The following is a 26,862-nucleotide window of genomic DNA, read 5'->3' as shown; positions in this document are numbered from 1 at the left end:
CACCCATGACCACCTGTTACTATTTCGGCATCGACGCCGGCAACAGCAAGACCCAGGGCCTGATCGCCGACTCGGAAGGGCATGTTCTGGCCCTGATCCACGCCGGGGGCGGCAACTGGGAGGGCATCGGCCTGGAAGGGGCGCGGGCGGTCTATGCGGATGTGCTGGCGCGCGCGCTGGCCACCGCCGGGCTGACGATCAACCAGATCGCCGCCGCCGGATACGGGCTGGCCGGCTACGACTTTCCCAGCGACGACGCCCGACTGCGCCCGGTGATCGAATCGCTGGGCGTGCCAGGGCCGTTTTTCCTGGAAAACGACACCCTCATCGCCCTGCGCGCCGGGACTTCCCGCCCCTATGGCGTGGTCTGCATCTCCGGCGCCGGATCCACCAAGGCCGGGCGCAACCGCGCCGGGCGCATCTTCCGTACCTGGGGGCTGGCCTCCGACTTCGGCGATTGGGGCGGAGGTGGCGATCTGTGTCGGGCGGCACTGGCGGCCGTCGCCCGCGCCGAAAAGGGGATCAGCCCTCCTACTGCCCTGACCGCCGCCCTGCTGGCGCACTACGGCGCGGCAGATGTAACCGGTCTGATGGAGCTGATCAGCCGCGCTCGCGTCTATCGCAATGACTATACCCCTCTGATCTTTGCAGTGGCGGCGGCAGGCGATCCGGTGGCCACGGAAATCCTGCTGCATGCCGGTCAGGGCCTGGCGCGGGGGATCAACGCCGTGATCCGTGCCCTGGATATGCAAAACGAGGTCTTTGAACTTGTGCTGGCTGGCGGCGTCTTCCGGGCGGAATATCCGCTGCTGCGCGATACCCTGGCGGCTGAAGTACGCGCCTTCGCGCCCGGCGTGGAGATCGTGCGCCTGACCGCGCCGCCGGTAGTGGGCGCAGTCCTGCTGGCGATGGACGAAGCCGGCCAGTCACCGGACGAGACTATCCGCCAACGCCTGATCGCGGAAGTGCTGGCGCAGCTGGCGTGATCCCGGCCAGGCGGCAGACTCTCTGCTGATACCACAAGAGCACCGGCCGGAAGGTTCCCCCCTCCGGCCGGTGTTCAGTCTCCGCTACGGGTTAGCGCCCGCGGCTGTTGAGATACGGCATCACGAAATCGTAGGCTGCCTGGGTGTCCACGCGGTAATGGAAGCCCACACCAACACAATTCGAATTTAACCCGAACGATACCACCGCCACGATCTGGTTACTGTCTTCGGGGTGGAAGATCGGGCCGCCGGAATCGCCAAAACAGGTACCGCCATAGTTGTTGCCGCCGCCCGCATCCTCACCGAGTTGCAGGTTGTAGCCATCGGTCAGAGCGTTGCGCAGGTTGACCAGCCGCGACAGCGTAGTGTAGCGCACCCGCACACTTTGCGGCTCAGGCACCACCGCCTGGCGGCCATAACCCACCGCCCGGAACTGGGTATCCTGCTGGCCGCGCCGGGTGGCAAAGCCGTCGAGATAGCCCAGCGGCGCAATCGTGGCCGTGCCGGGGAAGTCCTTATGCTTGATCTGCTCGGTCAGGCGTACCAGGCCGACATCGCCGGTGTTGGGGAAGCTGAGGCCGTAGATCGGATTCTGAATCGGAACGCCCTCATATGACGTGTCGCCGCCGTAGGGATATTCCGGATTAGCCGTCAGGTCGCTACCGAACCACACCCGCGCCCCGGTCGCGCCGGCGGTGCAATGGCCGGCGGTGAGCACCAGATCGCGCGCGATCAACGTCCCGCTGCAGCGCCAGGCGGGCACGCCATTGACATCGAAGACGATCAGCCCCACATAGGGATGCCGCTCGCCGTCCGGTTCGCCGCCGGTGATGGCCCAGGCGCCGGTCACCGCCGTCAGCAACAACGCCAGCACTACCAGTGGCATAAACTTCTTGAACATTGACTTCCTCCTCTGGAAGCAAAAACTAATACTGCTGACAAGAGATACCTGTCTATAACACAAAGATAGTATATCATAATCTGATTAGCGTAATCCACAATTACCGCCATCAACGCACCCCTCCCGGCGGCCAGCGTTTTGACTCGCACCGGGCAGATGCGTAGACTCGCGGGCAGCGATCGCACACAGAAGGGCGTCCCATGAGCGCGCTGATCGGGCGGGTATTTCGCTCCTATGAGATTCTGCAGGAACTGGGCCGGGGCGGCATGGCGATCGTTTACCTGGCCCACCAGCAGAATATGGATCGTCTGGTAGCGATCAAGGTGATCAGCGCCGCCTATTCACAGGAACCGGACTTCCGTGCCCGCTTCGACCAGGAAGCGCGCATCATCGCCCGCCTGGAACACCCGCACATCCTGCCTGTGATCGACTATGGTGAGGAAGACTTTGGCGCATACCTGGTGATGCGCTATGTCGGCGCAGGCACGTTGGAGACACGGCTGGCGGCGGGGCCGTTGCCCCTGCCCGCCGCGCGCAACATGTTCAGCCGCATCGCCTCCGCGCTGGCTTACGCCCATGCCAAAGGGGTGATCCACCGCGACCTCAAACCGGGCAACATCCTGCTGGATGAAGCCGACAACCCGTACCTGACCGATTTCGGCATCGCCAGGATCCTGCAGAGCGCCACTCACCTGACCCGCACCGGCGCGGCAGTCGGGACGCCCGCTTACATGGCCCCCGAACAATGGAAAGCCGAGCCGATCGGGCCATACACCGATCAATACGCCCTGGGGGTGCTGCTCTACCAGATGGTTACCGGCGTACCGCCGTTCGACGCCGGTACCACCTACGGCTTCATGCACAAGCACATCTACGAAGCGCCGCCCCCGCCCCGGACTATACTGGAGGCGCTCCCGCCAGCGGCAGAGACGGTCATCCTCCGCGCTCTGGCCAAGGAGCCGGGTGAGCGCTTCCCCTCTGTACAGGCCATGAGCGAGGCCCTTGAAGCTGCCGTGCCAGCAACGCCAACCGGCGAACTTGCCGCTGTGCCATGGCCAAAGGTCTCAACCACGCCTACCCCATCCCCGGCAGGCAACGTCCTCCCCACCGGCCAGGAGGTAGAACAGACAGCACCCGCAGCCCGGCGAGATGGCGGTGGGCGCGGCCTGATCGCGCTGACCGCCATCGTGACCGTCGCCCTGTTGCTGATCGCCGCCCTGCTGCTGGGCGGAGGCGTGGGACTGTTCGGCACCGAAGGATCGCCAACCATGGCTGCCATCGTGGGTCTGGCAGGAACCAGCGCCGGCGACAGCGATATTGTCGAGCAGACGGCCACGCCTTCGCCGACCTCAACCGCGACGGCCACGCCAACCGCAACGCCGACGCCGTCTCCGGATGTTTACGCCACCGCCGATGCGCTGGACCTGGCTACGTTCCACCGGCTGGTGCGCCACCTGACGGCGACCGCCCGCGCCGTCGTGGTTGATCTGGCGACGTCCCAGGCCGCCCAGACAGCTACCGCCAGCGCCATGCCATCCACCACACCCACGCAGACGCCGCCTCCATCACAGACGCCAGTGGCTTCACCAACCGCCCCGCTCAGGGTCACAGCACCGCCCACCCCAACGCTGACATCAGTAGCCACCGTGACGCTGGCTTCCTGCGCCGGGTTGCTGCCATCCCGCCTGACCACCGGCCAGATCGGCATCGTCAGCGATGATGACCCGCGCCCGGTCAACGTGCGCGCCGAGCCAGGCCTGGAAGCGGTACGACTGGGCCAGTTCCCGGTCAACACCCAGTTCCGCGTGGTCGAAGGGCCGATCTGTCTAGACGGTTACCCCTGGTTCATGGTTCAACGCCTCAGCGACGGCCTGACCGGCTGGATCGCCGAATCGGGCCAGGACGCCTACTTTGTGGAGCCGCTGATCACCGCGCCCGGCGAGGGGCGCTGCCCTGGTGTGCTGGCTTCACGCCTGCATGTTGGCGCAACGGCGCTCGTGGATACTCCCGACGGCCTGCCCCTCCGCCTGCACAGCGATCCCGGCAGCAACGCGCCGGTGACCGCCAGCATCGCCAATCGTGTGCGCGTCACCCTGCTGGACGGCCTGGTCTGTTTGGAAGGGTATGGCTGGTGGAAGGTACGCGCCGCCACCGGTCACATTGGCTGGACGGCTGAGGCTGACGCAGACAGCTATTTCCTCGCTCCAGCGCCATAGGAGGGTGGCCGCGACCACACCGGCTCGATCCCCATCAGAACCTGATCTGGTCGCTTACTTCCTCGTCCTGCTCAGGAAGGGGCCGATCTGGTCGCCGGAAGTGGCGCCACAGGTAGAGGCAACGCAGGCGGCTCACCTGGCTAATATCGCTGCGCTATATGCGCAGGGCAAAGTTGCACGGACTAGGCCACTGGCAGCAATACTACCCCGCACGGATCACCTGCCTCATTGACGACTTCCTGGCGGTCAACCCAACCCTGCGCCCGGCGTTGCGCCAGTACGCCCTCAGCGCCCGCCGGGGCTGTGTCCTCTAGGGCGGCGGCGGCAGGCAGCGCAGCGGGAAGTCACCGGAGGAGGGATCGTTGAGCTTCAGGCCCAGGTATGGAGTCGGGTCCAGGGTATTGGCGAAGACCGCTTCATTGAGGTAATGGCCCAGCGCATCACTGCGGACGATACTGAAATGCAGGTGCATGCCGATCGGCCGCGCGCCGGGGCCGCCGTTGTAGCTGCCCTGATAGCCGAGTAACTCCCCCTGCCTGACCGGCAACCCTGCCACGCCGGGCGGGAAACGATCGACAATGTACGACCGCCGGCCATCAACGCTGGCCATGTGCGTGTAGTACGTCCAGATCACGCGGCCCGGCTGCAGCGGATCATCATGGCGGATGATCACTGTCGCAACCCAGTCCTCTTCCCGGGTGAGCAAGCCATCATACGCGGCGTACACGGGGACGGTCCCCTCCGGGCCGTCGCCGAAAACGTCGATGCCGGGGTGCGGGTGGAAGATGTCATACGCATCGTAAGCCGCATTCCAGGGCAGGCCGCCCACCAGCCCTGCCGACGGCGTCAGGAAGGGGTAGCCGGGGCACGGCGCGGCAAAACCGGTGCTCAATATGGCGCGAGCCGATGGCTCGCGGAACCAGCGGAGCAGGGCCTCGTTGGGCGGGCGACGGATGATCACCCCTGCGACACTGCGCAGACCTCGGTAGCCAGCGATCAGCGTTGCGCTGAGCAGGATCACCAGCAGCAGGAGCAACCGCCTGCGGCGGCAGGACTGAGTATTCGGCGGGCGATGATCCATGCGGTCAAACCCCTTTGCCAGCGCCAGCCGTGCCGGATCCAGCAAATGGGGCGATCATAGTCTGGATGAGACTATCCGGCCAGAAAACGCTGCCGGGCAAGAAAAAGCCCCGGCGCCGAAGCAAACCGGGGTTTTTTGCTGGTGGGCATCAGCAGGCCGCGCTAGAACTCCAGGTCGTCGTGGCGGGCATCCTCCGCCATCGAGCTATCGGATATCCCGCCCGGATATTCATCCTGCCACACGTCCACGCGCTCCGGCGCTTCCGGCACGATCGCCCACATGATCACGTAAAGCAACAGGCCAGGGCCGCCGACCAGTGACAGGAAGATGAAACCCAGTCGTACCAGCGTGGGATCGATGTCCAGGTATTCGGCCAGCCCACCGGCCACGCCAGCGATCTGCCGGTCAGTCCTGCTGCGGTAAAGCCGCTTTTGCACCGTCATGGTTGTTTCCCCCTTCTACCCTCTGCTACACACAGGTCGCACAAACGCTTGCTTTATAGCCGGTCGCTACCGCCACTCTTCGCCGGTTTCTTCCTCCGGCATGATCAGCCACAACACCAGGTAGATCAGCACGCCAGCGCCCTCGGTCAGGGCGGCCAGCAGGAAGATCACCCGCACCAGGGTGACATCCACGTTGAGATAATCGGCCAGGCCGGCAGCCACGCCGCCCAGCACACGATTGTCACGACGACGATACAGCCTCTTGCTCATCGTTCCCCTCTCCCTTGAGCCATTCCAGTGCACTACCGTGTTCTACCCCTTTATACGCGGCCCCCGGATAGGGGGTTGCAGCCGTGGCTGACAGCAAGCTGACAACTGGCAGCCAGCGGATAAACAGGACGGTCTGTGGGAAAGGGGCCAGCAGGAGCGCAGCGGCGCTGCGGCTGGTGGAGACAAGAATCGGCGCGGGCGAACATCGCGGCGCCGGCGCGTTCAGGTCGTGGGTGCGGGGCACGCACCGGGTGCCAGGCCGGCCAGGAGGTGGCCGTCGATCGTGGCGACGGTCAGGAAGCCTGCGCCAAAGCGCACACGCTCGCCTTCCGCAGCCGGGCCGGGCAGGATTTCCAGCAGGCGAGCATTGGGATGGCCCGCCGCGCCGCCAGCGTACAGCCGGGCCTGGCCGAGCGTAGCGCCGTCCGCGGTGCTGATCGCGTAGAGCGTCCCATCGGCGGCCAACACGTAAAGCAGGCAGTCGCGCCCGGCGGCCAGCAGCGGCGGCTGACGATGTTCGCCCGGCAAGATCGCCTGCCAGCGCAGCGCCCCATCGGGCGCGTAGGCGTACAGCACGGCCTGATCGAGGGCCATAAAGACATAGACATTGCCCGCGCTGTCAGCGGCCAGCGCCGTGCTGCGCCCGGCAGCCTGTGGCAGGCGCGCCAGCGGCGCAGGGACATACCCGGCGTTGATGTGGTAAAGCTGATCCCCGGCCAGCAGGTAAGCATCTCCTGCCGGGCTGAAAGCCGCGTAAGGGGTGGCCGGCGCCGCGACCTGATACAGCACGCGCCCATCAGCGGCCACCACATGCCAGGACGGCGTTGCTTCCGGCCCGGATAGCCGGATGCTCACTGCCAGGCGCCCATCGGCGCTGACAACCACGCTACCGGGCTGGCCTTCCGCCAGCGGCGTCAGCCAGCGTAAGACACCCTCCGGCGTGTAGCCGACCAGTGCGCCCTCAGCCGTCGCAAAGACAACCACGTCATCCAGCCAGTAGGGGCCGCTGACCGGCGTCCAATCAGGCGTCCACAGGCCAACATAACGGCCGTCGCGCATCAGCAGGATCGTGCCGTCAGCAGTCCGGGTCAGGACACGCCCATCAGGCAACAGGATCATCCCGGCTACCGCACTGGAAAGCTCCATCCGCCAGCGCAATGTCCCCTCCGGCCCGATGCCTTCCAGCAGGCGTGCGCGGGCCATGACCAGGCCGCCATCTTCCATGACCAGCGGGGGCACGCCCGGCGCGTTGAGGCCGGTCACGCTGTCCACGTAGGGCGAGCGCTCGCTGGCCGTCTGGAGGCGGAGCTGCCAGCGGGCGATGAAATCGAGCGGATGCTCCCAGCCGGCTTCCAGCGGGTTGATCGCCCAGTAGCCGGGGCCGCCATCATCCGGGCCAAAGTCCCGAATCTCAAAATGCAGGTGCGGCGCGCTCAGCAACGGATCGCCGATCGCGCCGAGAATGCTCCCCTTGCGGACGCACTGGCCAACGCCGGGGAAGAAGTAGTCGCCAATCGGCTCCATATGCCCATAGAGCGAATAGAACACGCTCCCGTCCGGGAAGGTATGCGCCACAATCACGACGCCTTTTTCTGTATCCCAGCCTTCCGGGTCGGCGTAGGTCACACGGCCATCGGCGACCGCATAGACTGGATCGCCATAACGGTAGAAGGCCAGGTCGACGCCCGTATGCAGCCCGCCAAAGCGGCCCCGATACAGGCCGAAGTCATCGCTGCGACCGCTGATGTTTTCCACGGGGTAGCCGATCTCGGTCACCACGCCGCAGTCAGCAGGCGTCTGAGCAGTAGCAAAGGCAGCTGGAAGGACAGCGAGCAGAATCGCCCCCAGAATCAGCGTGATGACAGGGCGACACAGCGGGGAAAGATAGCGCAAAGCAAAATCACCCATAGCGATCAGCGGCAGGCGTCCGTCAGCACGGCCCAGTCAAATCCGATCATCTGGTCAGCGATATGCAGGCGCAGGATTCCATCCGGCCCTAGCCCGGCCCAGGCGTCCGCCGCCCGCCCACCCCACACGCGGAGTTGATCGCAGACTGCACCGGAACCGGCATTCACGACCACCACCTGGCCGTAGCCATCCGCCAGGAGCAGCGCATCGCTTTCCACCAGCAGGAAGGGCCGACCTTTGAGGTCAGGGAGAACCGTCTGCCACAGGAGACGACCGGTAGCATCATAGGCGTACAGCGTCTGATCGGCCAAACCGCTGTACAGGAAGAAGCGCCCACCGGCCCGGCTGTAAAGGGCTACCGTCCCCTGCTGGACGGGCGGCGTGTCGGCTAGGCGTTGCCAGTGCCCGGACGGGTCAACCTGCCACAACGCCGACTGGCTGCGCACGATCAGGCCACCGTCCGGCGCGAGGGCCAGATCGCCAGTCCCACGCAGCGTCGCCCGGTCGATGATTCGCCCATCCGGCCCCAGCACCGTGAGCGCCCCGCGAATCGACATCACGCCGAGCACGGCGTCCGTCGGCGTCACACTGACCGGACGCAGGATATCCGGGACGCGCCACCATTCAGCCCGGTCGGGGCCGTAAGCAATCAGGGTGTTGCTCCCGGCGTCGTGGGTGACCAGCAGATTGCCCCAGGTGAAGACGGTATCATTGGCTGTGGTCGGGAGCCGCCACTGTTCGATAAAGCCGCCTTCCAGGCTCCAGCGCTGCATGATGCCACTGTAATCAGCGACCAGAATGCTCCCTTCATACGGCATTACCGCCACGATCTCCAGCGTCTCGGCCATGATGTAGCGCCACAGCACCGCCCCGTCAGGATTGAGCGCCTTCAGCCGCCCGTCGTCATAGACGATCGTGGCGTTGTCGGCGCGGATGATGGCGGGAAAGCGCGGTCCAGAATCGTCGGTCAGTTCGGCATGCCAGGCGTGAGCCGGGTGCAGCCAGGCCTGCCAGTTCTGGATGAATTGCGACGGGTTGCGCCAGCCGGAGTAGACCGGGTCGGTGCCCCAGTAACCGGGGCCGGGCGAATCGGGGCCGAAATTGCGAATCTCGAAGTGGAGGTGGGGAGCCGGACGCGGGCGGCCAATCGCGCCGATGATCGCGCCGCGCTCGACACAGGTGAACACCGTCGGAAAGGTGTAGCCGTTCAGCTCCTCCATATGTCCGTACAGGCTATACCACCAGGTCCCGTCGGGCAGCAGATGCTCCAGGATGACCACGCCTTTATCGCGTCCCCAGCCAAATGGCGCGGCATAGGTCACCCGCCCGGCGGCGATGGCTCGTACCGGCGAACCGTAAGTCGTCGCCCGCCCACCGAACCAGTCCTCGCCGGTATGCAGCCGGCCATCGTAGCGAGAAGAAGGCTGGCCGAACGGATAGGCGATCCCAAAACGCTCCGGGTCCAGGGGGTAGTCGATGGCGTCAACCACGCCACATGGCCCCTGTGCCAGCGCGGGCGTTGGCGCGCCCAGGGCAAGCAGGAGGAGCGCCACAACAAGACTGCCGCGACTGAGCAACCGGATCATGCGTCAACCAGCCCCTTCTACCAGCGCAGGCTGCTCCCATTGACTGCCTAAGTCCGGAAAATGTACCCGATCCTGTGGTGGGTAGCAACCGGCGCCTTCGCTATAATCAGCGGCGGAAGTAAGCTACCCTCGCCTTTTCAGGAGCGCCCCGTGCTCACGACCCGCCTGGCCAGCATCGCCGATGTTCCGGCGGTGCAGGCGCTGTGCCAAATGCAAACCGTGCGGTTTCACCGCGCCGATCCGCGCCTGCCTGATCAGGTGATCCTGTCCTCCTGGTGGATCCTGCCACAGGATGGCGCGTGCTGGCTGGCCAGGGCGGATGGCGCCCTGCTGGGCGTGGTGATCGCCGAGGCGGAGCACTGGACGGCGGACAGCCCGTACGCCAGCGTCTTCCCGCGTCGCTACCTGCGGCTGCAGCTGGCCCTAGCAGATCAGGCCGATCCGGCGGCGATCCTGCCCCTGCTGCTGGCGCGGGCAGCGCCCGACCAGCTGATGAGGGCAACCGGCGCCCCCTCCAGCCGGCCCGGTCTGATGGTGATGACTCCAGCCTGCGACGCCGCGCTCTCTGCCGTGCTGACCGCCGAAGGCTTCACGCCGTACCATACAATCGCCCACCAACCGCTGCCGGAGGCACTCCCCACTCCGCCACCGGTCCCGGCCCGCGTGCGCCCGGCGGAATGGAGCGACACCAACGCCGTGGCTGATCTGATGGTGGAGTCGTGGCAATTCCACGCGCTACATCAGCCAGCCATCGAGCTATCGCCCCTGATCCGGGAGGGCTGTCGCTGTCAGGCGTCGCAGTTGCTGGGAGATGGCTATAATCAACTCCTGCTGGTGGCCGAGCATGGCGACGAGATCATCGGTTTCTTCGCCATCGGCCTCAGTAGTCAGGATCCGCTTACCCGTCCGGCCCTCTTCTTGCGCGGGCAGTACGGCGACATCTACGAGGTCGGCGTGCGCGGGGACTGGCGCGGCAGGGGTATCGGTACGACCCTCTATCACGCTGCCTGGCGCTGGTTCACTGACCGGGGTGTGGGCGCTATGTTCGTCAACTATGCGCCGACCAACCCGCTCAGCAGCCGTTTCTGGCCCGGCCTGGGCTTCGTGGACGCCTGGATCAACTGGTGGCGGCCCTGAGGGGAAAGCGCTGCTCTGGGAGAAGGGTTACTCATGCCATTCATCACCAAACCGTTAAATGCACAGGCAGGTCGGCGCATGCTGATCCGGGCGCTAGAAGTATTTGCAGAGAATCCAGAGGCGGACGTTGATCCGATCCTCAATGACCTGCAGGATGGCTTGCGCCAGGGGCTGTTGCTCCGGGCCAAAGATAGCAGGGATGCCTGTGGTGTCGCTGTGTGGCATTACGCTGGCCTGACTAAAGCATCCGCCGAAGTGAATCCCCTGTATGTCGATCCGGAGGCTCCGCCAGGTGCAGCGGAAGCACTGACCGACGCTGTGTGGAAAGCGGCGCTGACCAACCCTGATGTCGAAATGATCTCCGTCCGCGTGCGGGAAGGCCAGGACGCCATCCGTGCAGTCCTGCTGGGGCGCGGCGCGGTCATATTCCGGCGCAACCTGATGGCGTTCAACCTGCTGACCGGCAAGCTGCGGCGGGTTCCTCGCCCGCAGGGGTACAGCATTGTCAACTGGAGACGACAACACGACGATCAGGTGCAGGCGCTGGCTCCGCAGGTGATGCGCGGCAGCATCGATGAGGTGGTCGTCGTGGACGCACAGGCGGATCGGGTCGGCGAGGCGCTGCTCAGCATCCGCCACAACAACCATCCGGAATACAGCGAGTGTGTTGAGGAGGCCACGCTGGTGGCCCTGGACGCGACAGGAGCAGTGGTCGGATATGTACTGACCATCGCCGAGCCGCTGTTCGCGGTGTTGCTCGATATGGGCGTGCACCCCGCGCACCGGCGGCGCGGACTGGGTCAGGCGCTGGTGAGCGCGGCCCTCCAGAACCTGACCAGGATGGAGTGCCCAATGCTGGTGCTGATCGTCACAGCCCGGAATACTGCAGCGTTACACCTGTATGAGCAGCTTGGCTTTGAGGTTCTTAACACGGGAGAGATGGCGATCTGGTGGCGTGATGGTCGCCAGCGTGCCTGGCAAAACGGATAGGGAATCCACACGGGAGGGCAAACGATGCGAACGATGAAGCTTGGTACGACGGGCCTGGAAGTCAGTGCGTTATGCCTGGGGGCGATGTACTTCGGCACCCGTCAGGACGAGGCGTTATCCTTCGAGTTGCTCGACCACTACGTTGACGCAGGTGGCGCTTTCATTGATACAGCCAACATCTACGCTCACTGGGTGCCCGGCTTCAAGGGCGGCGAAAGCGAGGCGCTGCTGGGTCGCTGGCTGAAGGCTCGCGGCCACCGCGACCGGCTGGTGATCGCCTCCAAGGTCGGCTTCAACTATTCCGAGCAGACACGCGGCCTCAGCGCCCGGCAGATCGAAACCGAGTGCGAAAAGAGTCTGCGGCGGATGGGCATTGAGACCATCGACCTGTACTATGCCCACGTCGATGATCCCCACACGCCGCTGGAAGAAACGCTGGAAGCCTTCGACCGGCTGGTCAGGGCTGGCAAGGTGCGGGCCATCGGCGCCAGCAATTACTCCGCCTGGCGGCTGGAAAAAGCCCGCTGGATCAGCCGGGTTAACGGCTGGGCGCAGTTTGGCTGTATCCAGCAGCGCTACACGTATGTGCGGGCGCGGCGCGGTCAGGTTTTCACCCCGCAGGTTGAGGCCAACGAAGACCTGCTGGCCTACTGCCAGGCTGAAGGGGTGACGCTGCTCGCTTACTCCGCACTGCTGGGCGGGGCCTACACCCGCAGCGACCGCGAATTCCCGCCGCAGGTACAGGGACCGGACATGGATAACCGGCTGGTTGCCCTGCGGGACGTGGCCCGCGAGCAGAACGCCACCCGCAACCAGATCGTACTGGCCTGGATGCTGGCCGGTGGCGTGCTGCCACTGATCGCCGCCAGCACCCACGAGCAACTGCAGGAGAACCTGGACGCGCTGAACATCACCCTGACCGAGCAGCAGCTTGCCCGCCTGAACGCAGCGGGGTGGTAGAAAGCGGTGAGAGCATCACCCGGCGGGCGGCGGCAGGTGCTGGTTGGCCGGTCGCCTGCCGGGCTATTCGATGGTGAACCCTGGAGGCAGCCTGTCGGTTGCCTGTTGTAATTGAAGGAGCAACATCGGTGAAAATCTTCGTGCCGGGCCGTATTTGCCTGTTTGGGGAGCATTCCGACTGGGCCGGGGGCTACCGCCGGATTAACGCCGCGATCGAAAAGGGCTACGCCCTGATCTCCGGCACCAACCAGGGCATCTATGCCGAAGTCGAGCCGCACCCCTCCGCCCTGATCCTGACCTCAACCACGCCCGATGGCCAGACTATCGGGCCGGTGGAAATCCCGATGGAGCCGCGCGCGTTGCTGCAGGTGGCCGAAGAGGGCGGCTACTGGAGCTATATCGCCGGCGTAGCCTACCAGATCCAGACCAACTACCATGTGCGCGGGCTGGTGATCGACAACTACCGGACAGACATGCCCATGAAGAAGGGGCTATCTTCCAGCGCCGCGATCAGCGTCCTGACGGCGCGGGCCTTCAACCGCGTCTACGACCTCAAGATGACCGTGCGCGGCGAGATGGAGATGGCCTACCAGGGCGAGATCACCACGCCGTCGCGCTGCGGACGGCTGGATCAGGGCTGCGCCTTTGGCGTGCGCCCGGTGCTGATGACCTTCGATGGCGAGCGGCTGGATACCCGCGAGTTGCAGGTCAAGCAGGACCTGTACTTCGTCATCGTCGATCTCAAGGCCCGCAAGGACACGATGGAAATCCTGCGGCGGCTCAACCGCTGCTACCCCTTCGCCCAGAACGAGATCGAGGCCGGTGTGCAGGAGTTGCTCGGCCCGATCAATCGCCGGATTGTTCACCAGGCGATGGATGCCCTGGTCGCCGGTGACGCGCAGCGGCTGGGCACACTGATGATCGAAGCGCAGACTTTCTTCGATCGTTACGCTGCGCCAGCCTGCCCGGAGGAACTGACCGCGCCGGTATTGCATCGCGTGTTGAATTACGAACCGCTCCAGCCGCACATCTGGGGCGGCAAGGGCGTCGGCTCCCAGGGGGATGGCACCGCCCAGTTCATCTGCCGCAGCGAGGCCGACCAGCAGGCTGTGATTGAGATCATCGAGCGTGACCTGGGCATGGAATGCCTCAAGCTCACCCTCTCCTCAGGGCCAAAGGTGCGCAAGGCGCTTATCCCGGCGGCGGGCTTCGGCACGCGGCTGTTCCCGGCTTCCAAAGCCACCAAGAAAGAACTATTCCCGATCGTCGACCGCGATGGCATCGCCAAACCGGCCATCCTTCTGATCGTGGAGGAGGCGCTCAACGCCGGGATGGACGAAGTGATCATCATCGTCCAGGAGCACGACCTGGCCGCCTTCCAGGCATTCTTCAACATCCAGGTGCCGATCGAGAACTACAACAAGTTGCCACCGCACTTTCAGGAATATTCAAAGCGGCTGCTGGAGATCGGACGGCGTGTCCGCTTTGTGATCCAGATGACCCAGGAAGGCTTCGGCCACGCCGTCTACTGCGCCCGTGAAGCGATCGGCGACGAGCCGTTCCTGCTGATGCTGGGCGATCATATCTATCGCTCGGACGGCGAGCGCTCCTGCGCGCAACAGCTAGTGGATGCCTTCAACCAGCACGGCATGAGCGTGGTCGGGCTGCGTCGCACGCCGGAGGAGATGATCGGCAGCTTCGGGACAGTCGGCGGGCGCTGGCTGGATGACGAGCGCCGGACGCTCAACATCACCGAATTCGCCGAAAAGCCCACCGTTGACTATGCCCGTACCAACCTGCGGGTGGATGGCCTGCCGCAGGATGAATACCTGACGCTGTTCGGCCAGTACATCATCAAGCCGCAGATCTTCGACTATCTGGAGGAGCACATCCGGGCCAATGTCCGCGAGCGCGGGGAGTTTCAGCTGACTTCGGCGCTGGATCGCCTGCGCCAGGAGGACGGCTTCCGCGGGCTGGTCATCGATGGCCAGCGCTTCGACATCGGCCTGCCGGAATACTACCTGCGCACGCTGGCGGACTTCAGCAAGTAGGGGTGGGGGGCTAACCCTCCACCCCGGCTACAGGGGCTTACCGCCACCAGCCAATGGCTGAAAGTGCAAAATCAGGGCACAATACAGGTGGGGGACCGTGCCGCAACATTGCCAGACAGGCAGGCGCGTTATGGGATATTACGACGTGACACGCCAGCGGGTGACGCTGGACGGTCAGCGAATTGTCTTCCACACCAAGGCCGGTCTGGAAACCTGGGCGGAAGTGGAGACGGCGGTGAGTCTGCTGGCGGAAAACGCCGACGTCCAGCCGGGCGATCGCGTGCTATTGCTGGAAGCCGGAACCGGCGTGCTGGCAGTCTGGGCGGCCCGGCGCGGCGGAGAAGTGCATTGCTACGATGACAGCCTGATCGCTGCCCGGCTGACGCGGGAGACGCTGGCCGCCAACGGCGTCACCGCGACCGTCTACGAAGCGCCCTGCCCGTCCGGCGGCGCGGGGAGCCTCTTCGACGTGGCCCTATTGACCATCCCCAAAGGCCGCGCCTACACCCGTTCGCTGCTGGGAGCTGCCTTCCATGCCCTCAAGCCGGGCGGGCGGCTGTACCTGGCCGGGCCGAACCCTGCCGGGGCCAAGTCAGTTGTCAAAGACGCCGGGCTGATCCTGGGGCGCTCGGCCACCATCCGCACACGGGCGCGTAACCGTATCGGCGTGGCCGTGCGGCTGGCCGGGGCAAGCGGCGTGGCCACACCCACCGAATCCTACCGCGAGTTCGAGGCCGCCGGGTTGCGGCTGTTCGGGATGCCGGGCGTCTTTAGCTGGGAAGAACTCGATGACGGCACCGCCCACCTGCTGGATACGCTGGATCACGCCCTGTGCGCCGGGCGGCGCGTGCTGGATATGGGCTGTGGCTACGGGGCGATCGGGCTGGCGGCGGCTCGCCATGGCGCGGCAGCAGTGGACATGGTGGATTCCTCCTGGCTGGCCCTGGAGTGCGCCAGCCACGGCATCCGCGCCAATGGCCTGAGCGCGGTATGCCGCGCCTGGGCCAGCGATCTGTATTCCGATGTCGGCCCGGAACCCTACGATCTGATCCTCTCCAACCCGCCGTTCCACGTCGGCCATGCGGTCGATACCGAAGCTGCCGCCGAGTTGATCGGCGGTGCACGGCAGCGGCTGGCTCCCGGCGGGCGCTTAAGGCTGGTCGCCAACCTGTTCCTGCCCTACGACCGGCTGATGGCCGAGGTCTTCGGCGCGGAACAGGTACGCGCTCTCTATGAAGGATCGCGCTACCGCGTCCTGGAAGCGACGCGCTAGATCCCCGGCGGAACCTGCCGGTTTAGAGCAGGGTCAGTGCCACCGCTGCCCCGGTGACGATCAACGCCTGGGCGGTGATGTACGTCCCCCAGATAACATCTCCCAGGTAGGCCCGGCGCAACCCGGCGAACAGCCGCATAGCGATCAGGCCGTCGGAGAGGACGAACAACAGCCCACCGATGGCCAGCGACCACAGCGGCAACGCCTGCAGGGCCAACCCAACCGCCACCCCGGCCATCGTCGCCAGTAGCAGTCCATAGACCAGACTCAGGACGATCATGATCCGGGGAGCCGTGCTACCCCGCGTCGCCCCCCACCACAGGAGTAACCCGACCAGCCACAACAGCACGACGCCCACCAGCAGCGGCGCGGCGTTCGTCAGGCCAAGGATCGTGGCGTATTCCCGCAGCGCCAGCAGATAGGCAATATGGCCAAGACCGAAGGCGAGCATCCCCTTGATTACATCCGGCTCGCCAAACACACCGGCCATGAAAATATCCCCCGCGAAGCCCAGCGCCACGCCGAGGGTCGCCAGCACCGCCGCTGTACTGAGGGCGGTATCGCGCGCGCCGCCCAGCCAGATCGCAGCGGCAAGGCCGATCAGCAGCACCGTCTGCGGCAGCTGGTGCCGCTTGGCCATCCGTCCCAGCCGATCGCTGTCATAGTGTCCCCGTGCCAGGGCGTAAACCACCAGCGCCGCCGCGGCCAGCAAGAGCAGCAAGGCAATCGTCCCCCATGGTGCAGTCAGGCGATCCAGACCGAGCATCGTCTCTCCCTCCTTTTCCACCCTGCCAAGCGCAACACTCCCCTCTATTCTACGCTGAAAACCCCCACCCTACCGGCGGCAGGATTGCCGGGCAGGTGATGGAAATCACGCCAGCCAGGGAGCAATCACCACTGGCTGAGGCCCCGGTTTGGTGTTATCCTTTTTTGTACAGGTTATCTCCTTGGATTGTGCATTTTGACCAAGCCAGGGTCGAAAGGAAGTTCCATGACCACAGCGAGTCCACGCGTAGAAGCCGCGAACCCGTATGAGAACGCGATCCAGCAGCTGGATCGGGCGCTGCGCTACCTGGAAGTCTCCCCCGGCATGGCTGAGTACCTGCGCCGGCCCAAGCGCGAATTCACCGTCAACTTCCCCGTGCGGATGGACAACGGCGAGATCCGGATGTTCACCGGCTACCGGGTGCAGCACAGCATCGCGCGCGGCCCGGCCAAGGGTGGCATCCGCTTTCACCCGATGGTTTCGATGGATGAAGTTCGCGCGCTGGCCATGTGGATGACCTGGAAATGCGCCGTCATGAACCTGCCTTATGGCGGGGCCAAAGGCGGCATCATCGTCGACCCGCGCGAGCTGTCGCAGGCCGAACTGGAGCGCATGACCCGGCGCTTCGCCTACGAACTGACCCCGATCATCGGGCCGGACGATGACATCCCTGCCCCTGACGTAAACACCGGCGCGCAGACGATGGCCTGGATCATGGACACTTATTCCATGATCAAGGGGACCCCTTCGCCCGGCGTGGTCACCGGCAAGCCCATCCCCCTGGGCGGGTCGCTGGGCCGTCACGAAGCCACCGGTCGTGGCGTGATGCACACTGTCGTCCGGGCGCTCAAGCACCTGGATATCCCGGTCAAGGGTGCGCGGGTGGCTGTGCAGGGCTTTGGCAATGTCGGCTCGGTCGCAGCCTACCTGCTGCAGGATCAGGGGGCCAAGATCATCGCCATCAGCGATGTGAGCGGCGGCCTGTACAACCCCGCTGGATTCGACGCCCGTGACGTGCTGGCCTATGCCCGCAAGAACTCCAACCTGATCGAAGGCTACCCCGGCGGCCAGCCGATCACCAACGAGCAACTCCTGACCATCGACTGCGACGTGCTGATCCCCGCCGCGCTGGAGAACCAGATCACCGGGGCCAACGCCGCCGACATCAAAGCCAGAGTGATCGCCGAAGGCGCCAACGGCCCCACTACTCCGGAAGCCGACGACATCCTGCGCGCCAAAGGTGTGATGATCATCCCCGACATCCTGTGCAACGCTGGCGGCGTGACCGTCTCTTACCTGGAGTGGGTCCAGAACCGGCAGAGCTTCTTCTGGACGGAGAAGGAAATCAACGACCGTCTGGAACACATGATGGACGAGAGCTTCTACGCCGTGCTGGGCATCGCCGAAGATATGCATGTCGACATGCGCACGGCGGCTTACATCCTGGCCGTGCGACGCGTGGTAGAAGTCACCCAGTTGCGCGGCTTCTATCCGTAAAAGCAACGATCCCCGGCCTAAGCCACAGGATCAGGCAGACCATCATCACGGGGGCGTGCCTGCCGCACGCCCCCGTCCTTTGGGTAAAGTGCCCCAGCCGATTTGAACGGTTCGCTGTTGTGTTGCGCCTGGCTCTCGCCTTAGAATGAAGGTGTCAGAAAACAGAAACGCCGTTCCGCACTGGGCTACAACAACCAATGGCGTTTCGGCATACCTGAACAAAATAATGTTATTGGGTGAAGCGCGGCTTCCGGGGCGGGGCCGCGTTTCCTGTTGGCCCGGCCCCACTACCCCCTCAGCACATTCACTCGTTGTAATAGCGCAGGTAGCCCAGGGCCTCATCCTGGTCGGTGTTCATAATCAGCTCAAACAGACGGCCCTGGCTGACCGCTGGTACATCGATGACGGTAATGTAGGGTGCCAGCGCCGCATCCTGTGGCAACAGTTCCGGCAACACATTGGGCGCACGCTCAAAGAAAGCGTGGTTGAAGTAGTTGCCCGGCTCGCCGGGGAAGAGCGCCAGCGGGTAGATTCGCGCCTCCACCAGGTCCTGGAAGAAGTGCGTGCCATAAGCCATTTCCGGCGCGCCGTTGCTGCTGGTGGAAATCGCCACTTCGATCAGGGCGCGGCTGTTGTAGATATCCGCATAAGAGACCTTGACGCCCAGGTGGATATTGGACGATCCCCAGCGACCGGGGCCGAGCAACACGAACTGTTCATGCTTCAGCCGTTCGTTCAGGCGGCCTATCACGCGCCCAACCTCCAGCCGCAGATGCGGCTCTTCGATCTGGTTGTAGGTCGGCTTGACCCAGACCAGATAGCGCACGCGCTGCACCACCCCTTCTGGCACCTGCCGGCAGGCGGTGAACAGCTTCAACTCAGGGGGGATATCACGGGGGATGGGCGGCGCGGCCTCCGGATCATGCTGACTGAGCGGTCGACACTGCAGCAGGGCAATCTCAAAGTTGACCGTTGGATAGGTCTGCGTGATCTCCACCGCATATTCGATATCTACCGGACGGTTGTAGTAACTCTGCAGGCAGGCCAGAATCTGCCGCATCATCTCCGCGAAGCGAGTGCCCGTCAACAGCGCATCGAAGGTGAACACCAGCTTATCCGGGTCAACCCTGGTCGGCCTGGTCATGAATGGCTGGATGTAGTCGCCGGCCATCTCCGCCGCCAGCAGGCGCAATGCCGGATGGCTGGAGTCGATCACCTCGGTGATCGGCAATGTGCGGAAGGCGTTGGCCTCCAGATCGATGACATCGATCAGGTGCTGCGAATACTGCTGAATCTGCTTGCTGCGTGTTTCCGGGCGCAGTTGCGGGTGGGAAAGCGCGACCATGCGCGGGTAATCATTGGCGACGCGGTCCACCGCCCGCGTACCCAGCCCGGCCACCAGGCGCAGCAGCCCGTCCTCGCGGCGGATGCGCGGACTCCAGCGGAATGGATTGCGGCTGAAGCCGACCCCGGCCACCGTCGGGAAGTAGTAGCGGCCATGGCGCTGGCCTTCCACCTTCTGGATCAGAATGGCCATGCGCTCATCGAAATCGATCAGGCCCATCTGGGCACGATAGATCAGCGCATCCGGATTGAGTGTGCTTGCGTAGATGCGTAGCATGGCCTGCGCCGCGTCGCGCAGGTTCTCCTCCAGCGTACCCTGATTGGGCAGGAAGTAGCTTTCGTATTTGCCGGCGAAAGACGTATCGAAGCTGTCTTCCAGCAGGCTGGAGGAGCGGAAGATCAGCGGCGTCTTGCCCACCTCCTCCAACAACTCGCGTAGCTTATCCAGGACATACTGCGGCACGCGGGCGCTGGTATAGGCGGCGTAGACCTTCGGATAATCGGCGATGATCTCCTCCGTAGAAAGGTACTTCTGGTTCATATAGCGGAAGAGATCATTCAGTTCCTTGACCTCGTAGAACACGTCCGAGCCGATATACCACGACTCCGGGATACGGATTTTTTCCGGTGGAAAGCCGCAGGATTGCGCGTCCTGCTGGAGCAGCTTCCAGGCCAGCAGCATCCCGGCAGCCTTGCCACCGATCTTGCCGCGCCCGATGCGATGATCACGGATGTAGCGCAGGTCGGCCATGGTGAAGACTTCCCGCGCCAGCCGGGCAAACTGCAGGTGATCGCTGATCATGGCTTTGATCAGCACCACCTTGATCTCGCGCAGATGATGCTGGACCTTGAGAAACTCCTCGTGCGGAAGCCGCTCGTAGCGTTCACCCTCGGCAAAAAGCACATCCCAGGGAGCGATCTCCGGGTTAAAGGTCAGGCGGAACTCGCTATCCGGGACGCGCTGGGTGATGATCCGGGCCACGATCTGCTCAAAGAGCGAATGTGGCAGGTTATAGGCGAAATAAAAATCGGTCAGGTAGTCGCGGACAGTGCTAACGCGGGCGTTCCATTCGCGCGGGCTTTCTTCCGCAAAGGGATCATGCAACCCTTCGCGATGCTGCGATTGGATGGCTTTCTGGTAGACTTCTTTCTCAAAGTCCTCGTCGCTGATGATCCCGCGCGAGAACAACTCTTTGCGCATCTCAGCGCGGATGGTACGGCTGAGGATGGGATACTGGGAGATCTCCAGGTACAGCTTGAAGACTTTAGGCATGTATTGATCGTTGAATTCCATAAGACTCCCTGCCCATCCCGTCACTACTTGAGTCAGACAGTCTGATTATCCATCGGCGGGTAGAAAAGAGGCAAGGGGTAAGCGAAAGCGGAAGGGCCGGTAGGGGCGCAGTACCAGCGCCCAAAGATCAGGTCACCAGGATACGCAGTGAATGCAGGCAAAGGACCGTAGGCATGGGATATTGGGATAGGCGTGTGGCGCTGGTAATCGGTGCCGGAGATGGCCCAGGGCAGGCCATCGCCCTGGGCCTGGCCAGGCGCGGCGCAGCCGTCATGGCCGCCCACATCAACCCGACCCTGGCCGACGCGACGGCGGACGCGATCCAGGCGGCGGGAGGGCAGGCGCTGAGCTACACCGTGGATATTGGCAACCGCTTTCAGGTAGCGGCCATGATCGAGCAATTGCGGGATGCGTTTGGCGGGCTTCATCTTGTGGTCAACGCCTGGTGGGTCAACAAACGCCAGCCGTTCCTGACGCTGGACGAATACGACTGGCGGCGGGTGATCGAGGTCAATCTGACCGGCGCGTTTCTGGTCGGGCAGCTGGCCGGTCGGGTGATGGTTGACGAAGGCGGCGGGGCGATTGTCCAGCTCCTGCCGCCGGTCGCTCCCGGTGCAGTGCAGCAGGCGCCTTACGCCGCCAGTGCGGCGGGCCTGGCAGCCCTGTGCGCGGCAATGGCCGCCGAACTGGAGCCGCTGGGCGTGCGCGTTCTGGCCATCCCCACGCTGGATAGCGTCGACGCAACCGTCGCAGCCGTCCTCAACGCGCTCCAACAGGCGCTGGAATAACGGCTCTCCGGCGCGTTGCATCCTCCCCTGAACTGCGCTATGGTAACAAACAGCAGGAAGGTGATGAAATCAACGGCAACCAGGGGCAGGCTATGACGGACACGGTGCAGGTGGCAATCGACGATCGGATGAGGTTGCTGGCCGCGCTACTAGCGGTCACAACCTGGCCGGAAGATGAGCAGCGGCGCAAAGCGCACGGCACCCACATCCACGCCCGCAATACGCGGCGACGGCTCCAGACCTATGACAAGCATCCCGCCGTGGTTATCCTGCAGGGGTTACTGGATCGCGGCGTGCCGCTGGAGGAGCTATTCGGGTACGTCCTGCAGCTGGAATGGCCGGCGTTGACCGGCGGCGAGCAGCCAACCTGGGCGCCACCCGCCTGGCCGCGCCACCTGGTTGCCTTCTACCAGGATACCGGCCTGGCCCAGTGGTGGCAGGAGGAAGCACGCCACTGGGAAGAAGCCCGCCAGCAGGTGGAAAAGTTGTTCGCTTCGGCGCAGCTACACACCTTTCTGGAGCCATTCGTCGGCCCGATCCCTGACACGCTGATCTTCCTGCCCAACCTGTGCTACCCGACCGACATATCCCTTGGCGCAGCGGTTGATGGCCGTCTGTATTGCATCACGCCGCCGCGCGTCGCCGTCGGCAACAACCCACCCTGGCCCTTTGACGATGACCCGGCCCATCTCTACCGCGCCGCCCTGATGCAGTACGGGCGGTTGCTGCTGCGCCGTTACCTGCGGGCACACGCCGACGCGCTGGCCGAAGCCAGCGCCCAGCCTTTGCCGGTCACGCCCACGTTCACCGCCCTATACCCCACCTGGGAAGCCCAGCTCTTGGCGTTGGTCGGGCTGAGTCTGGTGGTGATCTACCTGCAGGATTGCGTCAGCGAGCAGGAGGCCCAGGCTTACGTGCTGATGGAGCGCAAAGTGCACGGCCTGACCGAGTTGCCCGGCGCGGTCAGCGTGATGCGCCGTTACCTGCGTGGGCGGCAAGACGGCACTTACCGCGAATTCGCCGACTTTCTGCCGCACTTTGGCAAGCATCTGCGCGTTGCCCGCACCATTATGGCGTTGTAGCGGTGCCGCGGGCGCAGCAGTGCTGCGGGCGCAACATATGGCGCTCCTGCCACCGGCATTTGCTGCCTGCCCCCCTACACCCCACCCACCGGAATCGGGTATCATAACGCCCGTATGCGCCAGAGACAGGGTGTGACCCGGCCCATCACGCCGGTGAGGACCAGGAGACAGCCATGAGCTTTGATCTGCGGACATTTGTCGCCCGGCTGCGCCAGCCGGAGGCTGCACCGGGCTGGTCGGCCACGCTGGCGGCGATGCTGGTGCTGGCATACCTGGCAGCGCGTGTGATTGCCCTGGCCATTCTGTCCGTCCTGCTGGATGCTGAGGCAGCAGCGCGGGGGGTATTCAGCCCGCTGGCGGCCAACCTGGCCGGGGTCGCCGCCGCGCTGATGGCGCTGGGGCTGGCCGCGCTGACTGTACGGCCGCGGGTACGCGGGCCGCTGGCGGCGGCTCTGGGCCTGCAGCGCTGGCCCGGCTCAACCCTGCTGCTGATGATCTTCGCCCTGGGCATGGCCATCCTGATCGATTTTGTCCCGCTGCTGTTCCAGACGATCGGCCTGCCGGTCACGTTGCAGGGTCTTGGCGCTGGCGGCCTGGCGGACTGGCTGGCGGCGGCCCTGTACGTGGTGGTGGCTGCGCCGCTGGCGGAAATGACTTTGCTGGCCGGGATGCTCTTCCCGGCCCTGGCTGCCGGAAGCAGCCGCCTGCTGGCCATTGGTCTGACGGCGCTGATTTACGCCGCTGTGCAGAACTTTGACAACCCGGCCAACCCCGTCGCCTGGATCGAGGCGCTGTTGACCGGCGCGTTCCTGATCATCCTGCGGGCGTACCAGCGGTCGACGCGCCCAACCGTCATCGCCGCCGCAATGTTCGGCCTGTTCGCCCTGTTCAAGGCCCTGCGCCTGTTCCTGTAGGGGAATAGACGGGACCTTGCCGCACACGGTCTTGTGGTATGATTGCGCCGGGAAATTCGCAGGAAGCCGTGACGGGGACACGGCCTCCGTCGCACCGTCCAGCCTGGCATCACGGATACTGATGGCTGCCACTGAGATCACCCTGCTCTATACCGCGCGTCTGGCCGGGAGGCTGGATCTGCTGCCGCGCCTGTTCGGGTCTATCCAGGCAGCGCGGGCCGCTTCCGCCGGGCCGGTCATCCTGCTGGATCTGGGCGGATCGTGCCACCCCGCGGCCTGGGAATGCGCCGCGACGGAGGGGCGGGCCGCCCTGTTCGTTCTGGAAGCAATGGGCTATGATCTGGCCTGTCTGTCCGTGGACGACTGCCAGCGGATGAGTCCTGGCGCGGCGCAGCGCCTGCAAGAAGCCACTCACCTGCCGATCTGCGGGGCGGTAGAACTGGGTCTGCCACCGGTTGTCACCGTAGAGGCAGGCGGCCAGCGCATCGCCTGCCAGTCTCCGGCAGCGCCGCAGGCCGCCGTCCCGCCGGGGATCAGCCTGCTGATCCGGCCAGATGAAGCTGGCCAGGCGCCACGTCTGGAATCAGCGGCGCGAACGCTCTGGCTGCCCCTGCCGGATGGGGCGCTGGGAGCCGTTGCAGTGAGCCTGGCACAGGATGATGCGGGCCGCTGGAAGCCGGTAGCCATCGCGCAATTGCCCGTCGTCGCGGTACCGGAACGGGCCGATCCGGTCATCGCCGCCACCGTCGCCTTTGTGCGGGAGGAAGCGCGGCTGTACCGGCGGCGGCTTGAGCAACCACAGGAAACAGGGCAAGGGGGGCGCTCATGAATCAATCAGAGCTGGTTCAGAACCTGGACTCGTTTTTCAACAGCGCGGCCTTCAACGAGGAACCTCACTGGCGGCCCCGCCTTTCCGATCGGGATTTCCACATCCTGGAGCGATTCGCCCTGCCGGAGTTCCGCAACGGCTCCTGGAATGGTCTGTTGCTGGACAACACCGAACGCATCGACCGGGTGTACACCATCGTCTTCCCCACCCAGGACGTGATCGACACGATCATCGCCCGCGAAGTGGCCCGCGGCGCGCCAGGGGCGCTGATCTTCGCCCATCATCTGCTGACCCTGGATCAGGAACGGCGACGCTTCCTGCTGATCTCCGAGGATCAACTGGAAGAGCTGAAGGAGCACCACATCAGTTTTTACCTGTGCCACGCGCCGCTGGATCACCACCCGGAGATTTCAACCGCCTCAGCGCTGGCCAATACGCTCGGCCTACGGGAACAGGCGCGCTTTGCCCAGCGGGAAGGCGGACCGTTCGCCATTCACGGCATGGTCGGCAAACCGACCAGCTTCCAGGCGTTCGCCCAGCGGCTGGCCAAACTGACCGATGTTGACCGCCTGCGTTACGACCAGATTCGCCACAATGGGCTGCCGGTGCAACATGTCGCCGCCGTGCCCGGTAATGGGGCCGATCCAGAGCTGCTGGAACAGGCGATCGCCCTGGGCTGTGACACCTACGTGACCGGCCAGTGGTGGTTTTACGGCGAGACGGACTACGCCGAAACCCAGCGGACGCGCATGCGCGAATTGCTGCTGGGCGGGTTGCGGCTGAACCTGCTGGGCGTTTCCCGTTACGCCACCGAGATGGTAGTCATGCGGGAGCAGATGCTCGGCTGGTTCCGCGCCCAGGGCGTGGATGCCGAATTCATCCCCCAGGGCGATCCCTGGGCGTAGCCCGGCTGGCAGACCGCCAGCCCCCTCATGCGAATTGCGGCAGGTAAGCGGCGTGAGTCCGTAACAGGTCGTCCAGCACGGCGGGAGCGCGGTCGGCGTCCGGGCCAAGCGGATGCGTCACCAGGGCCAGCAGGGCCGCGTCACGGTCGCCGGTCACGGCAGCCTTCGCCGTCAGCAGCTCGTAGCTCTTGATCTGGTGGATCATCCCCGCCATCGGCTCCGGCAGCGGTTCCGCCGGGAGCGGATGCGGCCCCTCCCTGTCGACACGGCACGGCAGTTCCAGCACCCAGTCCTCCGGCCAGCCGGGGACGGCCCCTGCGTGGGGCACATTGACGACATGGGTCATGCCGTCGCCACCGCGCAGGGAACGTAGCAGCAACACCGCCGCCGTCGAGTAGTAAGCCCCACCGCGCTTTTCCAGTTCAGGCGGCGGCTCGGTCAACGTTGGGTCGGCATATTTCGCCAGCAGGGCCTCCTCGATGGCCATGACCTGTTCGGCGCGGCTGGGCGGCCATTGCTCCTGCTGCTGGCGGATGACATGCGGTGCGCGATAGAAGTACCTGAGGTAGTAGCTGGGCACCATCCCCTGAGCGCGCATGAGGTACGGTGGGATGCTGGGATCGCTGCTGGTCTCCTGCTCGCTCAGGTACTGCTGGAAGACAGCCGGCCAGACATCCTCGCCGTCAACTTTCGCCCCCCGGAACCAGGTCAGATGGTTAAGGCCGAGCATGTCGATCTCGACGCGCTCCGGCGCGACATCAAACTGGCGGGCGACGCGCATCCGGTAGCCGATCGGGATGTTGCACAGGCCGATGCTGACGATATCCGGGGCGTAGGTGCGCAGGGCCTGGGTCACCAGGCCGGAGGGGTTGGTGAAGTTGATCAGCGGTGCACCCGGCGCGGCAGTGCGCATTTCCTCTGCCAGGGCCAGCAGAACCGGGATCGTGCGCAGGGCCTTGGCAAAGCCGCCGATGCCGGTCGTTTCCTGCCCGACCAGCCCCCAGCGGCGACCCAGATACTCGTCCTCGCGGCGGGCAGCCATATGCCCGACACGCAACTGGGTGGTCACGTAGGCCGCGCCGGCTACCGCCGCCCGGCGGTCAGTGTGCAGGGTGACGGCGAACGGTTCCCCTCTGGCGGCGACCATCCGCCGGGCAAAGCCGCCGACCACCTCCAGCCGTTCAGCATCGATGTCCATCAGCGCCAGCTCGGTGATCGGAAATGAGTCGTGATAGCGGATGAAACCGGAGACCAGCTCCGGCGTGTAGGTGCTGCCCCCGCCGATGACCGTAACTTTCATCGCCGCTCTCCCCGGCGCCTGTGCGCCGTCAACATTGCCGCGCCCGGCCTAACTATACCCGATCTGATTGCTGGATGGCAGCAAACAAGGGTAGGCCCCGCAATACCTCAGCCCTGATCATGCCGGGTTGGGCAACTGGTAACATCTGATCTTGCTCACGCACATTAACCCCGGCGCCGGGGCGGGTAACGCCGGGCAGCGGCCCCGCGCAGTAGCGGGGCCGTTTGCTTCACCGGCGAGGATTATTCCAGTCTATAATCACCTGTTATGGGAGTGGATAAGTCTAGGGACACCGATACTCAGGGCACGAATCAATGTCTGTACTGCCATACCACGGAAAG

23 protein-coding genes are annotated in these 26,862 nt (G+C 64.7%); 14 read left to right on the top strand and 9 right to left on the bottom strand.

Annotated features, from left to right (window positions below):
- Positions 1-5 precede the first annotated feature (5 nt).
- Positions 6-986 (top strand): ATPase, encoded by a 981-nt coding sequence (locus HPY64_11540; GenBank protein NPV67770.1) that lies wholly within the window; start codon positions 6-8, stop codon positions 984-986.
- A 91-nt stretch (positions 987-1,077) separates the two neighbouring features.
- Here HPY64_11540 and HPY64_11535 read toward each other — a convergent pair whose 3' ends face one another.
- Positions 1,078-1,887: a trypsin-like serine protease gene (locus tag HPY64_11535; GenBank protein NPV67769.1), complete on the bottom strand. Its 810-nt coding sequence runs from the start codon at positions 1,885-1,887 to the stop codon at positions 1,078-1,080.
- A 200-nt stretch (positions 1,888-2,087) separates the two neighbouring features.
- Between HPY64_11535 and HPY64_11530 the strand changes: the two genes are divergently transcribed.
- Positions 2,088-4,103, top strand: coding sequence for a protein kinase (locus HPY64_11530; protein NPV67768.1), 2,016 nt, complete (start codon positions 2,088-2,090; stop codon positions 4,101-4,103).
- 173 nt (positions 4,104-4,276) lie between these two features.
- Positions 4,277-4,417, top strand: coding sequence for a hypothetical protein (locus HPY64_11525; GenBank protein ID NPV67767.1), 141 nt, complete (start codon positions 4,277-4,279; stop codon positions 4,415-4,417).
- On the opposite strand, the gene HPY64_11520 is transcribed toward HPY64_11525, so the two are convergent.
- The 5 genes from HPY64_11520 to HPY64_11500 all read right to left on the bottom strand — a co-directional run bounded on the left by HPY64_11520 (position 4,414) and on the right by HPY64_11500 (position 9,391).
- Positions 4,414-5,184, bottom strand: a complete 771-nt coding sequence (locus HPY64_11520) for a M23 family metallopeptidase (protein NPV67766.1) — start codon at positions 5,182-5,184, stop codon at positions 4,414-4,416. The genes HPY64_11525 and HPY64_11520 overlap by 4 nt on opposite strands.
- A 161-nt stretch (positions 5,185-5,345) precedes the next feature.
- The gene (locus tag HPY64_11515) at positions 5,346-5,627 is read right to left on the bottom strand and encodes a PspC domain-containing protein (protein NPV67765.1); all 282 of its coding nucleotides are present in this window, start codon (positions 5,625-5,627) and stop codon (positions 5,346-5,348) included.
- Between the two features lie 66 nt (positions 5,628-5,693).
- Entirely contained in the window at positions 5,694-5,897 is a 204-nt protein-coding gene (locus tag HPY64_11510) for a PspC domain-containing protein (GenBank protein NPV67764.1), read from the bottom strand.
- Positions 5,898-6,119: 222 nt separating this feature from the next.
- Entirely contained in the window at positions 6,120-7,805 is a 1,686-nt protein-coding gene (locus tag HPY64_11505) for a peptidoglycan DD-metalloendopeptidase family protein (protein NPV67763.1), read from the bottom strand.
- 5 nt (positions 7,806-7,810) lie between these two features.
- Positions 7,811-9,391: a peptidoglycan DD-metalloendopeptidase family protein gene (locus tag HPY64_11500; protein ID NPV67762.1), complete on the bottom strand. Its 1,581-nt coding sequence runs from the start codon at positions 9,389-9,391 to the stop codon at positions 7,811-7,813.
- 150 nt (positions 9,392-9,541) lie between these two features.
- Between HPY64_11500 and HPY64_11495 the strand changes: the two genes are divergently transcribed.
- The 5 genes from HPY64_11495 (at position 9,542) to HPY64_11475 (ending at position 15,802) form a co-directional block, all read left to right on the top strand.
- Positions 9,542-10,528, top strand: a complete 987-nt coding sequence (locus tag HPY64_11495; GenBank protein NPV67761.1) for a GNAT family N-acetyltransferase — start codon at positions 9,542-9,544, stop codon at positions 10,526-10,528.
- Positions 10,529-10,561: 33 nt separating this feature from the next.
- Positions 10,562-11,518 carry a GNAT family N-acetyltransferase gene (locus HPY64_11490; protein NPV67760.1) on the top strand — a complete coding sequence of 319 codons (957 nt, stop codon included), beginning with the start codon at positions 10,562-10,564 and terminating at the stop codon, positions 11,516-11,518.
- Positions 11,519-11,542: 24 nt separating this feature from the next.
- Positions 11,543-12,478 (top strand): aldo/keto reductase, encoded by a 936-nt coding sequence (locus HPY64_11485; protein ID NPV67759.1) that lies wholly within the window; start codon positions 11,543-11,545, stop codon positions 12,476-12,478.
- A gap of 128 nt (positions 12,479-12,606) precedes the next feature.
- A complete protein-coding gene (locus HPY64_11480; protein NPV67758.1) occupies positions 12,607-14,529 on the top strand; it encodes a GHMP kinase in 1,923 nt (640 codons plus the stop codon).
- 130 nt (positions 14,530-14,659) lie between these two features.
- Positions 14,660-15,802 carry a methyltransferase gene (locus tag HPY64_11475; GenBank protein NPV67757.1) on the top strand — a complete coding sequence of 381 codons (1,143 nt, stop codon included), beginning with the start codon at positions 14,660-14,662 and terminating at the stop codon, positions 15,800-15,802.
- A gap of 22 nt (positions 15,803-15,824) precedes the next feature.
- Here the strand turns inward: HPY64_11475 and HPY64_11470 are convergent, their stop codons facing one another.
- Positions 15,825-16,568 carry a hypothetical protein gene (locus tag HPY64_11470; GenBank protein NPV67756.1) on the bottom strand — a complete coding sequence of 248 codons (744 nt, stop codon included), beginning with the start codon at positions 16,566-16,568 and terminating at the stop codon, positions 15,825-15,827.
- A 225-nt stretch (positions 16,569-16,793) separates the two neighbouring features.
- Here HPY64_11470 and HPY64_11465 point away from each other — a divergent pair, with 225 nt between their 5' ends.
- Positions 16,794-18,065 carry a Glu/Leu/Phe/Val dehydrogenase gene (locus tag HPY64_11465; GenBank protein ID NPV67755.1) on the top strand — a complete coding sequence of 424 codons (1,272 nt, stop codon included), beginning with the start codon at positions 16,794-16,796 and terminating at the stop codon, positions 18,063-18,065.
- Between the two features lie 304 nt (positions 18,066-18,369).
- Here HPY64_11465 and HPY64_11460 read toward each other — a convergent pair whose 3' ends face one another.
- Complete coding sequence (locus tag HPY64_11460) at positions 18,370-20,703, bottom strand: hypothetical protein (protein NPV67754.1); 2,334 nt, start codon at positions 20,701-20,703, stop codon at positions 18,370-18,372.
- A 173-nt stretch (positions 20,704-20,876) separates the two neighbouring features.
- Between HPY64_11460 and HPY64_11455 the strand changes: the two genes are divergently transcribed.
- From HPY64_11455 to HPY64_11435, 5 genes are all read left to right on the top strand, one after another.
- Positions 20,877-21,491 carry an SDR family NAD(P)-dependent oxidoreductase gene (locus HPY64_11455; protein NPV67753.1) on the top strand — a complete coding sequence of 205 codons (615 nt, stop codon included), beginning with the start codon at positions 20,877-20,879 and terminating at the stop codon, positions 21,489-21,491.
- A gap of 92 nt (positions 21,492-21,583) precedes the next feature.
- Complete coding sequence (locus HPY64_11450; protein ID NPV67752.1) at positions 21,584-22,573, top strand: hypothetical protein; 990 nt, start codon at positions 21,584-21,586, stop codon at positions 22,571-22,573.
- A 173-nt stretch (positions 22,574-22,746) separates the two neighbouring features.
- Positions 22,747-23,487, top strand: a complete 741-nt coding sequence (locus HPY64_11445) for a hypothetical protein (protein NPV67751.1) — start codon at positions 22,747-22,749, stop codon at positions 23,485-23,487.
- Between the two features lie 121 nt (positions 23,488-23,608).
- Positions 23,609-24,316, top strand: coding sequence for a hypothetical protein (locus HPY64_11440; GenBank protein NPV67750.1), 708 nt, complete (start codon positions 23,609-23,611; stop codon positions 24,314-24,316).
- Positions 24,313-25,221, top strand: a complete 909-nt coding sequence (locus HPY64_11435) for a hypothetical protein (protein NPV67749.1) — start codon at positions 24,313-24,315, stop codon at positions 25,219-25,221. Before HPY64_11440 ends, HPY64_11435 begins: the two co-directional genes overlap by 4 nt.
- Positions 25,222-25,246: 25 nt before the next feature.
- Here the strand turns inward: HPY64_11435 and HPY64_11430 are convergent, their stop codons facing one another.
- On the bottom strand, positions 25,247-26,521 hold the full coding sequence (locus HPY64_11430) for a 6-phospho-beta-glucosidase (GenBank protein ID NPV67748.1): 1,275 nt from the start codon (positions 26,519-26,521) through the stop codon (positions 25,247-25,249).
- Between the last annotated feature and the right edge of the window lie 341 nt (positions 26,522-26,862).

This window comes from Anaerolineae bacterium, assembly GCA_013178165.1.
Taxonomy (GTDB): Bacteria; Chloroflexota; Anaerolineae; order Aggregatilineales; family Ch27; genus Ch27.
The sequence above is the reverse complement of the archived record's forward strand: the minus strand, read 5'-3'. Positions and strand labels throughout refer to the sequence as shown.

Coding starts and splice junctions, on each gene's coding strand:
- HPY64_11465 (NPV67755.1), top strand. CDS start 16,794: ATGACCACAGCGAGTCCACGCGTAGAAGCCGCGAACCCGTATGAGAAC.
- HPY64_11500 (NPV67762.1), bottom strand. CDS start 9,391: ATGATCCGGTTGCTCAGTCGCGGCAGTCTTGTTGTGGCGCTCCTCCTG.
- HPY64_11520 (NPV67766.1), bottom strand. CDS start 5,184: ATGGATCATCGCCCGCCGAATACTCAGTCCTGCCGCCGCAGGCGGTTG.
- HPY64_11440 (NPV67750.1), top strand. CDS start 23,609: ATGGCTGCCACTGAGATCACCCTGCTCTATACCGCGCGTCTGGCCGGG.
- HPY64_11485 (NPV67759.1), top strand. CDS start 11,543: ATGCGAACGATGAAGCTTGGTACGACGGGCCTGGAAGTCAGTGCGTTA.
- HPY64_11535 (NPV67769.1), bottom strand. CDS start 1,887: ATGTTCAAGAAGTTTATGCCACTGGTAGTGCTGGCGTTGTTGCTGACG.
- HPY64_11530 (NPV67768.1), top strand. CDS start 2,088: ATGAGCGCGCTGATCGGGCGGGTATTTCGCTCCTATGAGATTCTGCAG.
- HPY64_11515 (NPV67765.1), bottom strand. CDS start 5,627: ATGACGGTGCAAAAGCGGCTTTACCGCAGCAGGACTGACCGGCAGATC.
- HPY64_11450 (NPV67752.1), top strand. CDS start 21,584: ATGACGGACACGGTGCAGGTGGCAATCGACGATCGGATGAGGTTGCTG.
- HPY64_11505 (NPV67763.1), bottom strand. CDS start 7,805: ATGGGTGATTTTGCTTTGCGCTATCTTTCCCCGCTGTGTCGCCCTGTC.
- HPY64_11475 (NPV67757.1), top strand. CDS start 14,660: ATGGGATATTACGACGTGACACGCCAGCGGGTGACGCTGGACGGTCAG.
- HPY64_11540 (NPV67770.1), top strand. CDS start 6: ATGACCACCTGTTACTATTTCGGCATCGACGCCGGCAACAGCAAGACC.
- HPY64_11460 (NPV67754.1), bottom strand. CDS start 20,703: ATGGAATTCAACGATCAATACATGCCTAAAGTCTTCAAGCTGTACCTG.
- HPY64_11490 (NPV67760.1), top strand. CDS start 10,562: ATGCCATTCATCACCAAACCGTTAAATGCACAGGCAGGTCGGCGCATG.
- HPY64_11430 (NPV67748.1), bottom strand. CDS start 26,521: ATGAAAGTTACGGTCATCGGCGGGGGCAGCACCTACACGCCGGAGCTG.
- HPY64_11510 (NPV67764.1), bottom strand. CDS start 5,897: ATGAGCAAGAGGCTGTATCGTCGTCGTGACAATCGTGTGCTGGGCGGC.
- HPY64_11435 (NPV67749.1), top strand. CDS start 24,313: ATGAATCAATCAGAGCTGGTTCAGAACCTGGACTCGTTTTTCAACAGC.
- HPY64_11470 (NPV67756.1), bottom strand. CDS start 16,568: ATGCTCGGTCTGGATCGCCTGACTGCACCATGGGGGACGATTGCCTTG.
- HPY64_11455 (NPV67753.1), top strand. CDS start 20,877: ATGGGATATTGGGATAGGCGTGTGGCGCTGGTAATCGGTGCCGGAGAT.
- HPY64_11445 (NPV67751.1), top strand. CDS start 22,747: ATGAGCTTTGATCTGCGGACATTTGTCGCCCGGCTGCGCCAGCCGGAG.